Genomic DNA, 13,671 nt, shown 5'->3' with positions numbered 1-13,671 from the left:
AAATCTAGATGTAATACATCGCCGTGGACATCTGACGTTGCCGCTTCATTTCATAGAGATCCTTGAGCGTACAGTTACTCAGTACTTCAGAAGCAGCTTGTTGGGCTGTTCGCCAGACTTCGCGTACAACTGCCTCGGAAGGGGTTTCGGGATTCTGTAAAGAATTTTTTGGGGAAATCGGATCGTAGCCCTCAATACAGCGCACGACATCCAAAACATTGATGCTCCAAGGCTCTCTCGCCAGAATATATCCCCCCTTAGAGCCGCGCTGACTTTTGACTAAGCCCTGCCGTTTCAGCGTTGCTAAAAGTTGTTCTAAGTAGCGATCGGGAATATTTTGTAGGCTGGCAATTTGACGAATCTGGAGCGGTTGATCGGAGGAAAAGCTACCTGTAAGCTCTAGCAAAGCTAAAATTGCATATTCGCTTTTTACAGAGAGATCCACAGTAAGTCGGCTGAATAGGAGGACAGGGGCGATCGCGGTTTGCATAAGGTAGCTAGTTTAGAAGCTGACAGTAGGCATCTCGCTAGGCACCACTATAGCTCATGATACTACGGTATTGTGATGGGGATTAAGTATTTCCTCAGAAATTTTTTCCGAGACTTTTTCCGAGATTGCTTCAGCACAGCAAGCGGAATCCTTAATGGCATGGCATCCAATCGGATGGGCTGAGTAATAGGTACGCGATCGCCTGCCGAATAGTTGATACCGCCGATCTCTAACCTGAGCGTAGACGCGATCGCCAAGCCATTTCATCCCTGGTAAAGCTCGATAGGCGGCAATAAACGGATTTCCCAAGGGGAGCAAGCGCCCAATTTCTTCGGCAGCATCACTGCCCTGCCATCGATGGGTGGGGCGATCGGCATCGATCAAGATCATGCCCATTTCACAATCTTGGGGCGTAATCTCAAACCGCTCTAAGGTTTGCCGATCCTGCATGGGCACATACTGAAACAGATGACCTCGGTCTAGCTTTTCTAAAACCTGTACGAGGTTTGAACAGAGGTTGCAGTCACCGTCATAGATTACGTTATAGGTCATTTTCTAACACAGCTTCCCGCTATTAAAGATCTCAAGCACTGTGCGGCAAAAGTCCTTCAGATCCTCTGCGCCTTCAGGCATCGGTTGGGTGTCACCAATAAAGCCCCAACTTTCAACTGTCGAAAATCGCCAACGCTGCCCTTGAAAGTCATGCCCTGTGGCTTCAATGCCGATCGCGCGACAATCTCCTTCTAAAGGATCTTCATGCAGGCGAATTTGGAACAAAATACTGCGAATTTTAAGCAACCGACTCACCCCAGGAAAATGAAAGCTGAGGTCAATCGAATCAGGATCGAGAAACTTGCGCGTATCAGGGGTATTTGTCCAAGGCTTTAGATTGATACCTGCGGCAGGGTACTTAGACTTTGCCAAAGCCACCAAGCTAGCAATTTTGCTGGCTAGCGCTACACTCTTTGCCTGTTCTGCTGCATTCACAAACTATCCTCTTACCACAATTATATCTAGGCTAGGCGCTGGGGAGTAGGGGGCAGGCACGGGGGCACTGCCCCTACAAGTTACGAATTATGTCTCTATCCCAGATTTAAATCTGTAACTGCACCTACACTACTGCTCGATACCAGTTTGGCATACTTCGCTAAGATGCCTTTGGTATAGCGTGGCTTAGGCGGTTGCCAAGCCGCGCGACGACGCTCAATTTCTGCGTCGGGAACGTTCAGTTGCAGCGATCGCGCAGGGGCATCAATCGTAATCGAGTCTCCCTCTTGGACAAGCCCAATCAACCCGCCCACAAATGCCTCGGGAGCCACATGTCCCACAACCATGCCATAGGTTCCACCAGAGAACCGACCATCGGTGATCAGACCGACGGCATCGCCTAAGCCAGCCCCAATAATGGCACTGGTGGGGGCAAGCATTTCGCGCATTCCGGGCCCACCTTTGGGACCTTCGTAGCGAATTACCAAAACGTCACCGCGTTGAATCTTGCCAGCGAGAATGGCATCTAAGCAAGCCTCTTCTGATTCGAATACCCTTGCCGGCCCAGTAATTACAGGATTTTTGACCCCAGTGATTTTTGCCACGGAACCTTCGGTGGCGAGGTTACCCTTGAGAATTGCCAAATGCCCTTGGGCATACATGGGACGCTCCCACGGGCGAATCACATCCTGATCGGCACGGGGCTCGGTAGGAATATCTTTGAGGACTTCCTCGACGGTTTGCCCTGTGACGGTCAAGCAGTCGCCATGCAATAGACCGTGAGCCAACAGCATCTTCATCACTTGGGGAATACCGCCTGCTTTATGCAGGTCTGTGGCAACATAGCGTCCGCTGGGCTTGAGGTCGCAAAGAACGGGTACGCGCCCGCGAATGGTTTCAAAGTCGTCAATCGTGAGGGGAACTTCGGCGGCATTGGCGATCGCGAGTAAATGCAAGACCGCATTGGTCGAGCCACCCACTGCCATAATCACCGCGATCGCATTTTCCAGAGATTTGCGGGTGATGATCTGACGTGGCAAAATTTGCTGTTGAATCGCATTCACCAATACCGTTGCGGATTTTGCCGTACTTTCAGCTTTTTCAGCATCTTCGGCTGCCATCGTGGAGGAATAGATCAAACTCATGCCCATGGCTTCAAAGGCTGAGGACATGGTGTTGGCAGTAAACATGCCACCACAAGAGCCAGCCCCCGGACAAGCCCGCTTTTCAATTTCGATCAATTCGCTTTGTTCGATTTTGCCAGCACTAAACTGCCCCACGGCTTCAAAGGCACTGACCACGGTTAAATCTTTGCCATTATAGTGACCGGGCTTAATCGTACCGCCATAGACAAATACGGCAGGGATATTCATCCGCGCGATCGCCAGCATCGCCCCGGGCATATTTTTATCGCAGCCCCCGATTGCCAGTACACCATCTAAACTCTGACCGTTGCATACAGTCTCGATCGAATCAGCAATCACTTCACGGGAAACGAGGGAGTACTTCATACCCTCTGTGCCCATCGAGATGCCGTCGCTAATCGTGATCGTGCCAAACACTTGGGGCATCGCTCCCGCGACTTTTAACTCTGCCATTGCCCTTTGGGTGAGGTCATTGATTCCCATATTGCAGGGTGTAATGTTACTGTAGCCATTAGCAATACCGACGATGGGCTTATCAAAGTCTTCATCGCCAAAGCCAACCGCTCTTAGCATGGCGCGATTGGGCGATCGCTGTACCCCTCCAGTAACGACTTTGCTTCTGAGGTTGTATGGCATGACTAAATCTCTCTCGATAATAAAAACAATAAAATCTCTTAAGATTTTAGGACACCAATCCAACTACCTGCACTGAGTTCATGCTTTTTCTTAACAGGTGTTTTGCACTTATCCCGATTTCACTCTCTATTTGCCTACTCATGGTTGGCTGTGGGGACAGCAAAATGCCTCAATGCATCAAGTTAACCGCAACCGCAAATAAGTTGAAATCTGTAGCTGCCCCCAAAGATACCTCGGACTTGTCATTGCTTGCCGATCGCATCGATAGCATTCGCATCGAGTTACAAAAAGTCGAGTTGCAAGATTCTAAGCTCAAAGATCTTCAGGCAAAACTGGTGGCAATTTACGTGGATTCGCTCTTGGTGCTCAAGGATAAGAGTAAGGCTTTAATCACAAGAGACAGTATTGCTTTTAAGAAAGCAGATCGAGCCATTGAAGAAATTATTGCGAGAGAGAATAGTGTAGTCAGTGAAATTAATAATTTTTGCGGGCAATAAATAGCGAATCCAGTCAAATTGTTGACGAACTGCCCTCTAGCCAGCAATTCTGCGGCAGAATTCAAAGCTGGCTGAGCGATGCCGAAGCCAGTGTGGGGGCTTTAATTTACGGTCAATCCCTTAGCCCTGTGCGATCGGAGCAAATGGTATATTTCTTTTGGCTCAGGTTTTATGAATATGTAGTTAATTTATGCAATTTCCCAAGCACCGTCTCGCGCTAATCGTGGTTTCCATTTCCCTCAGTCTGTTTGTGAATGCTTGCGGTGAGAACAAGATCGTTCAGTGTAATAAAGTCATTCAAGTTGCGAATAGATTTGAAACGATCGCCAGTGGTGTCACCAAAGATGCGGCAGGATTTGAGAAGATGGCAGCACAGATTGATGCGATAGGCACTGAGATGCAAACCATTAAAGTTGCCGATGAAAAGCTCAGCGGATTTAGAGATAGATTTGTGGTGGCGTATAAAGAGATTAGCCTAGCCACGAGAGAGATTAGCAAAGCGATCGCCGCAAAAGACGCAAAGGCAACAACCAAAGCGACTGAATCGCTGAAAGCCACCGTTGCGAAAGAAAGTCCTTTGACAGGCGAAATCAATCAATATTGTACAGGAGGTTAACCGAACGTTCCCATCGATGTTGATTGAGATTTGCCCAAAAGCCTTAACATTCGAGGCAAAGATCCTAAACAGGTTCTATAATCTCATGTAGTCTCGTGCAATCCTTCACTTTTGGTTTCGATCGCACAGTTATCTCAGTTATCTATGGAGTTAAACAACTTATGAATCGCCTTGCCATTTTGAGCGTCTCGGACAAGACAGGACTGATCGATCTGGCACGTGTCTTGGTGGAGTCATACCAGTTTCAACTCATCAGCAGTGGCGGAACCGCTAAAGCGCTCAAAGAAGCAAACCTGCCCGTAACTAAAGTGTCTGACTATACGGGAGCACCCGAAATTTTGGGCGGACGTGTCAAAACCCTGCATCCTAAAATTCATGGGGGGATTTTATCGCGCCCAGATCTAGAGAGCGATCGTGCCGATTTAACCGCGAATGGTATTCAACCTGTAACGCTTGTGGTGGTGAATCTCTATCCATTTGAGCAGACGATCGCCAAGGCAGATGTGTCTCTAGAACAAGCGATCGAGCAAATTGATGTCGGTGGTCCAACCATGATTCGCGCTGCTGCCAAAAATCATCAATATATATCGGTGCTATCAAATCCCGCCCAGTACAATGCCTATCTAGAAGAACTCAAAACCCATCATGGTGAGACGCGCATAGAATTTCGCCGATCGCTTGCCTTGGCTGCCTTTTCCCATACACAGGCCTATGACCAAGCGATCGCGACCTATCTTACCAAAGAAATTCTCAAAGATACGCAAGCGAAAATCGATGCAATGGAAGTTCCATCAACAGAAACTATACCACCTCAGCCTTTCTTTTCTTCTTCCTATACTCTGCTATGCCACAGTCCCAAGCCCCTGCGTTATGGTGAGAACCCCCATCAACCCGCAACTTGGTATCAGCTAGGGGCTGCACCTAAAGGTTGGTCGGCTGCTCAGCAATTACAAGGAAAAGAACTCAGCTATAACAACCTGCTCGATCTAGAAGCCGCGCGGAGTATTGTGTCAGAGTTTTGGAACGACGAGCCCTGTGCCGTAATTGTCAAGCATAATAATCCCTGTGGTGTCGCGATCGCACCGACCATTGCGGAAGCCTATCAAAAAGCCTTTGCCGCAGATTCCACCTCTGCATTTGGGGGTATCGTTGCCCTAAATCGTCCCATTGACGAAGAGACCGCCAAGGCTCTCACCTCAACCTTCTTAGAATGCGTGGTTGCCCCTGCCTGTATGCCAAGCGTGGCATCGGTTTTGGCAGCTAAGCCAAATTTGCGCGTTTTAGTTCTCCCAGAGATGCAGCAGGGAACGAGCGAAACCGTCAAGCTAATTGCTGGTGGTATGTTGGTGCAAAAAAGCGACGATCTCCCCGCAACTCCTGAAACTTGGCAAGTTGTAACTCAAAAGCAGCCTAGCCCCAAGCAAATGCAGGAACTGATCTTTGCTTGGAAAATCTGTCGCCATGTCAAATCGAATGCAATCGCGATTACAGGCGATCGCGTCACACTAGGTATTGGTGCGGGTCAGATGAATCGGGTCGGGTCGGCAAAAATTGCTCTAGAACAAGCAGGCGATCGCACAAAAGGTGCAGTACTAGCTAGCGATGGCTTCTTCCCCTTTGATGATTCTGTGCGTACCGCAGCGGCGGCGGGGATTACGGCGATCGTGCAGCCTGGAGGTAGCATCCGCGATGGAGATTCGATTAAGGCTGCAGATGAGCTAGGGCTGGTCATGGTTCTCACCCAGGTTCGCCACTTCCTCCATTAGGATAGTACGGTAAGGGCAATCCTCCTATGGTTGCCCTAGATCTCTCATTCCTCTACATCCTCTTCCTCTTCTAAACTGATAATCTGCCCGTTAAATATATCTGCGATTCTTCTGATGGCGATATCTTCATCGGAAGGAGAAATAAACATATTCTTGGCTGGGCTTATGGTTGAGGTCTCAGGAGAATTTGACGTCGGAGCAGTGTTACTGGCTGCTGGAATTGTAGCTTGATTTACACTAGGCACTGTTAGGGTAGAACTAGAGATTCCCACTTGGGGCTGTGCTAGGCTCTGGGCATAGGTAGGGGCTCGATCGCTGGTTGGTGAAACTTGCGAGGAAGGTGCTTGATATTGTGTTGGTGAGGGATTTGGGAAGGCTGGAGCGTGTCGCAAGGGCGGTTGAGCGGTTTCTTGTACGGATACTTTCGCAGTTGGTGCGGTGAATTGGACAGGCGTTAGTGCGGTAGGACTTCCGACAACATTCGCTGTAGAGAGAGAATCGATCGCTTCGATTTCTAATTTAACGGAATTCCCGAATACCTTGCGGCAACATTGCTCGACCTCATGCATCTTTGGCTTGACATGCCTGATGTTATTGCGGGTGATGCCAACTTTGACGATCGCTTGGTTCACTTCCAATAGTTTCCCTTGCTGCGCTAAAACTTCTTTGGCAACTCTAGAAATCAACTCTAAATGTCCTAAAATTTGCGCCCATGAGGTTTCTAAGTCCAAAGCAAAAACAGATACGGGAGGTTCCTGAGCCTGAGGTTCGGCTTTGGGTGCAACCTCTTCTCTAGTGAATGATTTCTCTGCGATCGGTTCTGGTAGGGGTGGGGCTGGAATCTGCTCGACTTGTGTATGCTCGATCGCTTCAGTGGTTTGGATAGGAGTGGGATCTGGAGCAGGCGATCTCGTAGGAATTACAGGGGTAGGAGGGTCTGCAGGCGTTACAACAGCGGAAGCAGTAGGAACTGCTGGTGGAAGTTGGGACTTGGAATGAATCGGTGTTGCAGGAACGGTAATCGCTTGGAAGTTTACCTGAGAATTCGCAGGGGGATAGGTTTGTGAAGGTGGTGAGATCGCTGAGGGCAGTAAGCCCATTAACGTAACCTCCAGCCAAAGTCGGGGCTGCGTGCTGTTTTTGATCTGGACTTCTGCCGATCGCAGATGTTTTTGTCCTTCTAGAATTGCAGGGAGAGACAATGCCTGTGCCAATTGTTTCAAGTGTTCCCAACTGGGTGGCGTGAGGGCGACAAGGTCGTTGCGATCGCTGGCAGTTTTGGCAATCAACAGATCTCGATAACTTCCCGCCAAACTCTGTAAAACAATTAACGGCTCTCTGCCACGATCCATAATCTGCCGCACAAAATCGATAATCTGGGTGGGACTATCGGCAGCGATCGCTTCTAATAAAGAGAGTAAATCTCGCTCGGGCACGGAACCGACTAGATCCCAGACAGCTTCAGGTGTAATTTCTCCTTCGATTAAACTCAACTGATCTAAAAGCGATTCGGCATCCCGTAACCCTCCTTGAGAAATCTGTGCCACCAAGAGCAAAGCTTCAGGATTGATTTCGATCTTCTCATTTTGGGCAATCTTACCTAAGTGGGAGACGATATCATCTAAGGGAATCCGCCGAAAATCAAATCGCTGACATCGCGAAATAATTGTGGGTAAAACCCTCTGCGGATCGGTCGTCGCCAGAATGAACACAACGCGATTGGGAGGCTCTTCTAAAGTCTTAAGCAAAGCATTGAATGCTGCGGTGCTGAGCATATGACATTCGTCGATCGCGTAAACCTTATATCTTGCTTGCACGGGTGCAAACTGAGCGCGTTCGATAATTTCACGAATGTTATCGACCCCTGTGTTACTTGCCGCATCGATTTCGGTAATGTCTAAACTTCTGCCCGTGGTAATTTCTCGGCACATCGAACAAGTGCCGCAGGGTGTAGGCGTCGGGGCATCATAACGAATGCAGTTGAGTGACTTGGCAATAATCCGCGCTGTAGAGGTCTTCCCCGTTCCCCTAGCCCCCGTAAGCAAGTAAGCAGGCGCAATCCGCTCTGTTTTGATGGCATTGGTTAAAGTGGTCGCGATCGCCTCTTGCCCCACCAAATCTGCAAAGGTTTGGGGGCGATATTTATGATGAAGTGGCTCGTAGGTACTCATAAGCGATCGCGACAGCAAAAAGCTACTGCTATGCTGCATATTCTAAACCTTCGGCGACCAAAGTATAATGCGTAGAAGCGTGTTTACGATAAACCTTTCAGAAGCTGTCGTAATGCTTGGCACGCTAGTTCAATCTGTTGCTCGATTTGTGAAACGAGATCGTCTAAATCTTGAAGTTCGTTCGCTTTGGCTTTATCCTCTATCGCCAAACATAAATTTGCCAATCGCTGTAGGCCTAGAGAACTACTGCTGCCCCTAAAGCTATGGGCATGATGCTTAAGACCTGCACAGTTGTTTACCTGCACAGCTTGCTTGAGATCGTTCAAACTTGTAGGAGCATCTTTTTCAATGAATAGCGTTATTAATTCCCTTGCCAAATCAACATCTCCTAACCCATCGATCGCAGAGCGATCGAGAATTTCTAACGAAGCGATCGCCATATCGACATCCTCCCGTTTTTCATCCTCTGGTTCAATCGCTTGCTCACATTGACTAATTCGTTGTGCCAAGACATTCAGCATAATTGGTTTAGAAATATAGTCATCCATGCCAGCTGAGAGGCACTTTTCGCGATCGCCCTGCATGGCATTTGCCGTCATCGCAATCATACGCGGTCGAGGATAAGTCAGATTGAATGTTTGCCAATGGGTGACGAGATAGTTTGCGACTTCCAAGCCATCCATTTCTGGCATTTGGACATCTAATAGCATGAGGTCATAGGGTCTAGCTTTAACTGCCGCGATCGCAGCAACCCCATTGTCAACCACATCGGCTTGATATCCTAGTTTCTTGAGCATTGCCATGACGATTTCTTGATTGATCGAATTGTCCTCTGCCATCAAGATTTTGAGTGGTAAGCGATCGCTGAGTTTCCCTTGAGGTTTCAGTGAAGTGTTAGGGATTTGGCTTACAGTCTCAACCAAATTTGCGGGTGCGATCTTGGTTGTTATGCTAAAGGAAAACCTAGAACCTTGACCGAAATGGCTCTCTACAGAGATTTCACCACCCATCAAACTCACCAAACGTTGGCAGATCGCTAGACCTAAGCCCGTACCTCCGTACTTACGGGTCGTAGATAGATCTGCCTGTGTAAATGGTTGAAACAATTGCTGCAACTGCTCGGTAGACATACCAATGCCTGTATCGCGTACCGAAAAAAGCAAGTGAAAGGAATCATCGAGGTCTGGCAACTGATTCTCTTTTAAGCTCACAAATACTTCAATTTCTCCCTTTTCTGTGAATTTGAGCGCATTACTAATGAGATTGAGCAAAATCTGGCGCAACCTAGTCACATCACCCATAATGTAAGGCGGAACCTGCGGATGCACTGAGTAATTGAAGCTAAGTCCTTTTTCTTGAGCCTTTGACAACAGCAAATCGTATATATTCGCGATCGCTGCTTTGAGATCGATGGCAGCATTTTCTAATTCTAGTTTCCCCGATTCAATTTTCGAGAAGTCTAGAATGTCGTTAATTACGGTTAAAAGAACTTCTCCACTTACTTGGGTCGATCGCACAAATTTGGATTGTTCGGGTGTTAGCTCTGTCTCTGCTAGCAGTTGGGTCATACCCAAGACCCCATTCATCGGCGTGCGAATCTCATGACTCATCATCGCTAAAAAATCTGCCTTTGCGCGTGTTGCTGACTCTGCCTCATCTTTGGCTTGCTTGAGCTGCTCGACCAATTGCAACTGACGAACTTCTGCATGCTTGCGCTCTGTAATATCGTTCTGAATCCCGATGTAATGGGTAAGATTGCTGAGATCGTCGTAAATGGGAGAAATGCTTAACTCGTTCCAAAACAAGCTGCCATCTTTGCGGTAATTACGCAGACTCACCGTACAGTCTCGTCTTTCTTTTAGGGCTTTGCGGAGTTCGTTCAGTCCCGACTGATTTCTATCTGAACCTTGGAGAAAACGGCAGTTCCTTCCCAAGATTTCTGCCGAGGAATAGCCAGTGATGCGTTCGAATGCAGGATTGACATAAATTGTCGGTAGGTCGGGTAGCCGCGTATCGATAATCACCACACCGTTATGACTCGCCGCGATCGCACGTTTTTGTAACCTTAGGGTTTCCTCTATTTGTTTGCGCTCTGTAACATCTTCCACTTCGAGTACCAAGCACAGGGGTAGGCGATCGCTATTGCAAACCAGTGCCGATCTGACGATCGCATCAATTGTTTTGCCATCTTTACGCAGGTAGCGCTTTTCTATTTGAATGTTTGAAACCTCGCGGTTGCGCAGGCTCTCCAATTCTGCAAGGTTTTCACTGCGCTCTGACGGTGGTGCTATCTCAAACAGATTTTTTTGTAATAGCTCATCTTCGTCATATCCCAACATTTGGCAAAAAGCTTGATTTACACTTAAGAAACGCCCCTCAAATCCTACAGTGAGAATACCGATGGGCGCATTCTCAATCGTGAGGCGCAGCATTTCCTCTTTTTGGGCTAACGTTCTTGCATATTCCTTGAGTTGGCTATTGGCATCCTCTAGCAAAGGCTGCATCACCTGCAACTCATGGAGGGATTCCGAAAGTTCCCCCGTGCGTTCCATAACCCTTTGTTCTAATTCTGCGGTTAGCGATCGCAACTGTAAGTTTTGCGCCGCTAAGGTTTTGCTCAAATGGGACAACTGCATATGTAGTTGCACGCGGGCAAGCAGTTCCTCTTCTTGAAACGGCTTGGTAATGTAATCTACTGCACCTAAACCCAAACCAGTTACCTTATCTTTTAAATCGCCCAAAGCAGTCATAAAAATGACTGGAATCGTTTGGGTAGAAGGGCTGGTCTTGAGTTGACGACAGACCTCAAATCCATCAATCTCAGGCATCATCACATCTAGCAAAATCAAATCGGGGGGGTTTTGCTGCGTTTGCTGAATCGCATTTTGCCCGTCGATTTCAACCCGTACTTCATACCCAGCATCGGTTAAAGCATCATACAAAACCCCAAGATTTGTTGGGTTATCATCTACGACTAGGATGCTGGCGCGATCGGGTGATGTGACGTTCATAAACTATCCCCTTTGCCTAAACTAGTTGGTGATTCTTGTGATTGTCGGACAACATCTTGCAGAAATTGTCTGATTTGTAAAATTTTAAACTCTTGCACGAGCGGTTGTAGTTGAGCGACAAATGTTTGATAGCGTCGATCTTGTTGTAATAGACGATCTAGTTCCTGTTGAAGTGTTTGAATTCGTCCCTCTATGGCTTGCTTTAGCATCTCTTGCAACCGATCTGTCGGCGGGAGCACCAGCATAGGCAGTTGCTTGGAGTCTGAAGTAACGTCCATGGTTGAATTTGGTTCGGCATATATCCACTCTAGCTCTAAATATTGGGCTAATAGACGATAGAGATCTTCGGCTTGGACAGGCTTAGACAAAAAGTCACGCGCACCAACCGTAAGGCTGGCTTGGCGATCGGTATCAAACACACTGGCTGATGAAACGATTAAAATCGTGTGTTTGAGCGTTTCCGACTCTTGTAGTTTTGTTAAGAACGTCCAACCATCCATGACGGGCATTTTTAAATCGGAAATAATCAAATCGGGATGATTTGATTGGACTTGTTGCCAAGCTTCCTCCCCATTGCTTGCTTCAAGTAGGATAAAACCTAGAGGTTCTAGAAGACTGACCAGAACGGAACGATTTTCCCAGCGATCGTCTACAACTAAAATTTTGCGCCGCTTATCTTTATATCCACAAATTTTACCGAAACTTGTTAGCCTGTTTGCCTTTACCCAGTCAGTCGCAATGGGGAAGGTAATCTCAAACTCAAACACACTACCCACACCGAGTTGACTGCGAACTTGAATGGAGCTATCCATCATCTTTGCAATTTTCTGGCTAATTGCCAGTCCTAACCCAGTTCCTTCTTTTTGTCGCTGTGGAGAACCTACTTGCTCAAAGGGTAAAAAGATTAGTTCTAGTTGGTCGGCACTGATACCCATACCTGTATCTTCAATCTGAAAGTGGATTTTAGCACTAGGTGTAGCGCGATCGCTAAGTACTTCTTGTACGGAAACATTAAAATCCACCTTTCCCCTATCGGTAAATTTGATCGCGTTTCCTACTAGATTTAATAGCACTTGTCGCAGTCTTTTATCGTCGGCAATAATCCATAATGGGAGATTGGCAGGCACTACATAGATAAATTCGATTCCCTTTTGCTCTGCATTTATACGATTGATTTCAGTAATTCCCTCTAATAAAGAAGGAAGATGGCAAGAAGTCGGATAAAGCTCCATCTTACGCGCTTCGATCTTGGATAGATCGAGGATGTCATTGATCAGGGTCAGCAGATGAGAACCACACTGATGGATGATGCTAATGCCACGTTGCTGTTTGTCTTTAAGATCTGACAGTGAAAGGATTTGGGCATACCCTAAAATGCCGTTAAGGGGCGTGCGAAGTTCGTGACTCATATTTGCCAAAAACTCACTTTTGGCTTGATTGGCAGCATCCGCCAGTTCTTTAGCTTGCTCTAGGTTCGCTGTGTATTCCTGCTGTTCGTGCAGTAGGCTTTGCACGCGCTGAATCAGTTGATTTAATGAGCTTGCCAATACCCCAATCTCATCAGTCGTTTCAACTTTCGCTTGGAGTTCAAAATTAGATTCGCGGGTAACTTGTTTTGCTACTTCTGTTAGCTTTTGAAGCGGGTTGGCGATCGCATGACTAATCGATAAAGCTAAGAGAATCGCGATCGCTACCGATAATACCAAACTAAAGATGATGATTTGGTTGCGTAGGCCTTCAGCTTGCCTGAGCGCAGTGTCAGCTTCAATGTCACGATTTTCGGCAATTTGATAAAAAGCGGCTAAGCGATCGGGAAATTCGATAAATTTGACAAAATCTTTATTTTTAACCAGTTGCACGATCTGCTTTTCTGCCTGTGCTGCCCCCTCTGGGGTCGCAGTGAGCGGATCCACGCGCAGGACAAATTCTTGGGCTTCCTTAGCAAAGGCTTTTACGATCGCTTCATACTCCTCTAGCAAAGGTTGCAGTCCCTCTAGGGTAGAGGGTTTACCAGAGGCATTATGGGTTGCCAGTAGGGTTTGGATTTTCTGAATGCGATCGAGTAACTTGCGGCTCTCACGCCGAAAGCCCTTCTGATCTTGAATGTAGGGGGATAGCTGCTTGGCAGGTCGGTTATATAAGACATCCACTTGCAAGGTACTTAGTAGTTTGCGATCGTTCGATGCAGCTTGACTATTTTTCAGGGCTTGTTGTTGATAGTAGTTACCCACGCTCAAGCCGATGGCTGTTCCTCCCAGAGCCACCCCTAAAGCAAGGGCATAGCCATAAATAATCTTGTTTCTAATTGACATTATGCTTACTTTATTGCAGCGTTACTGCATAAAAGAAGTT

10 protein-coding genes and 1 pseudogene are annotated in these 13,671 nt (G+C 47.4%); 4 read left to right on the top strand and 7 right to left on the bottom strand.

The features are described from left to right. Window positions 1–4: 4 nt before the first annotated feature. From ACP2WE_RS02710 to ilvD, 4 genes and pseudogenes are all read right to left on the bottom strand, one after another. Complete coding sequence (locus tag ACP2WE_RS02710; RefSeq protein ID WP_425214221.1) at window positions 5–445, bottom strand: Rrf2 family transcriptional regulator; 441 nt, start codon at window positions 443–445, stop codon at window positions 5–7. Window positions 446–652: 207 nt separating this feature from the next. After that, window positions 653–1,042 (bottom strand): annotated as a pseudogene (locus ACP2WE_RS02705) (thiol-disulfide oxidoreductase DCC family protein); the annotation flags it as partial. Between the two features lie 3 nt (window positions 1,043–1,045). Next, window positions 1,046–1,477 carry a Tery_1686 family protein gene (locus tag ACP2WE_RS02700; protein ID WP_425214052.1) on the bottom strand — a complete coding sequence of 144 codons (432 nt, stop codon included), beginning with the start codon at window positions 1,475–1,477 and terminating at the stop codon, window positions 1,046–1,048. 95 nt (window positions 1,478–1,572) lie between these two features. Further along, complete coding sequence (gene ilvD, locus ACP2WE_RS02695; protein ID WP_425214051.1) at window positions 1,573–3,258, bottom strand: dihydroxy-acid dehydratase; 1,686 nt, start codon at window positions 3,256–3,258, stop codon at window positions 1,573–1,575. 164 nt (window positions 3,259–3,422) lie between these two features. On the opposite strand from ilvD, the gene ACP2WE_RS02690 reads away from it, so the two are divergent. The 4 genes from ACP2WE_RS02690 to purH all read left to right on the top strand — a co-directional run bounded on the left by ACP2WE_RS02690 (window position 3,423) and on the right by purH (window position 6,137). Further along, a complete protein-coding gene (locus tag ACP2WE_RS02690; protein WP_425214050.1) occupies window positions 3,423–3,755 on the top strand; it encodes a hypothetical protein in 333 nt (110 codons plus the stop codon). Next, window positions 3,743–3,976 carry a hypothetical protein gene (locus tag ACP2WE_RS02685; protein WP_425214049.1) on the top strand — a complete coding sequence of 78 codons (234 nt, stop codon included), beginning with the start codon at window positions 3,743–3,745 and terminating at the stop codon, window positions 3,974–3,976. Before ACP2WE_RS02690 ends, ACP2WE_RS02685 begins: the two co-directional genes overlap by 13 nt. Next, entirely contained in the window at window positions 3,946–4,371 is a 426-nt protein-coding gene (locus ACP2WE_RS02680) for a hypothetical protein (protein WP_425214048.1), read from the top strand. The genes ACP2WE_RS02685 and ACP2WE_RS02680 overlap by 31 nt, the downstream gene beginning before the upstream one ends. A gap of 161 nt (window positions 4,372–4,532) precedes the next feature. Beyond that, the gene (gene purH / locus ACP2WE_RS02675; protein WP_425214220.1) at window positions 4,533–6,137 is read left to right on the top strand and encodes a bifunctional phosphoribosylaminoimidazolecarboxamide formyltransferase/IMP cyclohydrolase; all 1,605 of its coding nucleotides are present in this window, start codon (window positions 4,533–4,535) and stop codon (window positions 6,135–6,137) included. 44 nt (window positions 6,138–6,181) lie between these two features. Here purH and ACP2WE_RS02670 read toward each other — a convergent pair whose 3' ends face one another. The 3 genes from ACP2WE_RS02670 to ACP2WE_RS02660 are packed head-to-tail and all read right to left on the bottom strand — an operon-like array spanning window position 6,182 to window position 13,631. Next, complete coding sequence (locus tag ACP2WE_RS02670) at window positions 6,182–8,347, bottom strand: DNA polymerase III subunit gamma/tau (protein WP_425214047.1); 2,166 nt, start codon at window positions 8,345–8,347, stop codon at window positions 6,182–6,184. Window positions 8,348–8,391: 44 nt separating this feature from the next. Beyond that, a complete protein-coding gene (locus ACP2WE_RS02665; RefSeq protein WP_425214046.1) occupies window positions 8,392–11,319 on the bottom strand; it encodes a response regulator in 2,928 nt (975 codons plus the stop codon). Beyond that, entirely contained in the window at window positions 11,316–13,631 is a 2,316-nt protein-coding gene (locus tag ACP2WE_RS02660) for a response regulator (protein WP_425214045.1), read from the bottom strand. The genes ACP2WE_RS02665 and ACP2WE_RS02660 overlap by 4 nt, the downstream gene beginning before the upstream one ends. Window positions 13,632–13,671 lie beyond the last annotated feature (40 nt).

Origin of the sequence: Tumidithrix helvetica PCC 7403 (assembly GCF_965232925.1) — a bacterium.
Classification (GTDB): domain Bacteria; phylum Cyanobacteriota; class Cyanobacteriia; order Pseudanabaenales; family Pseudanabaenaceae; genus Tumidithrix; species Tumidithrix helvetica.
Note: the sequence above shows the minus strand (reverse complement) of the source record. Positions and strands in the feature narration are given on the sequence as shown.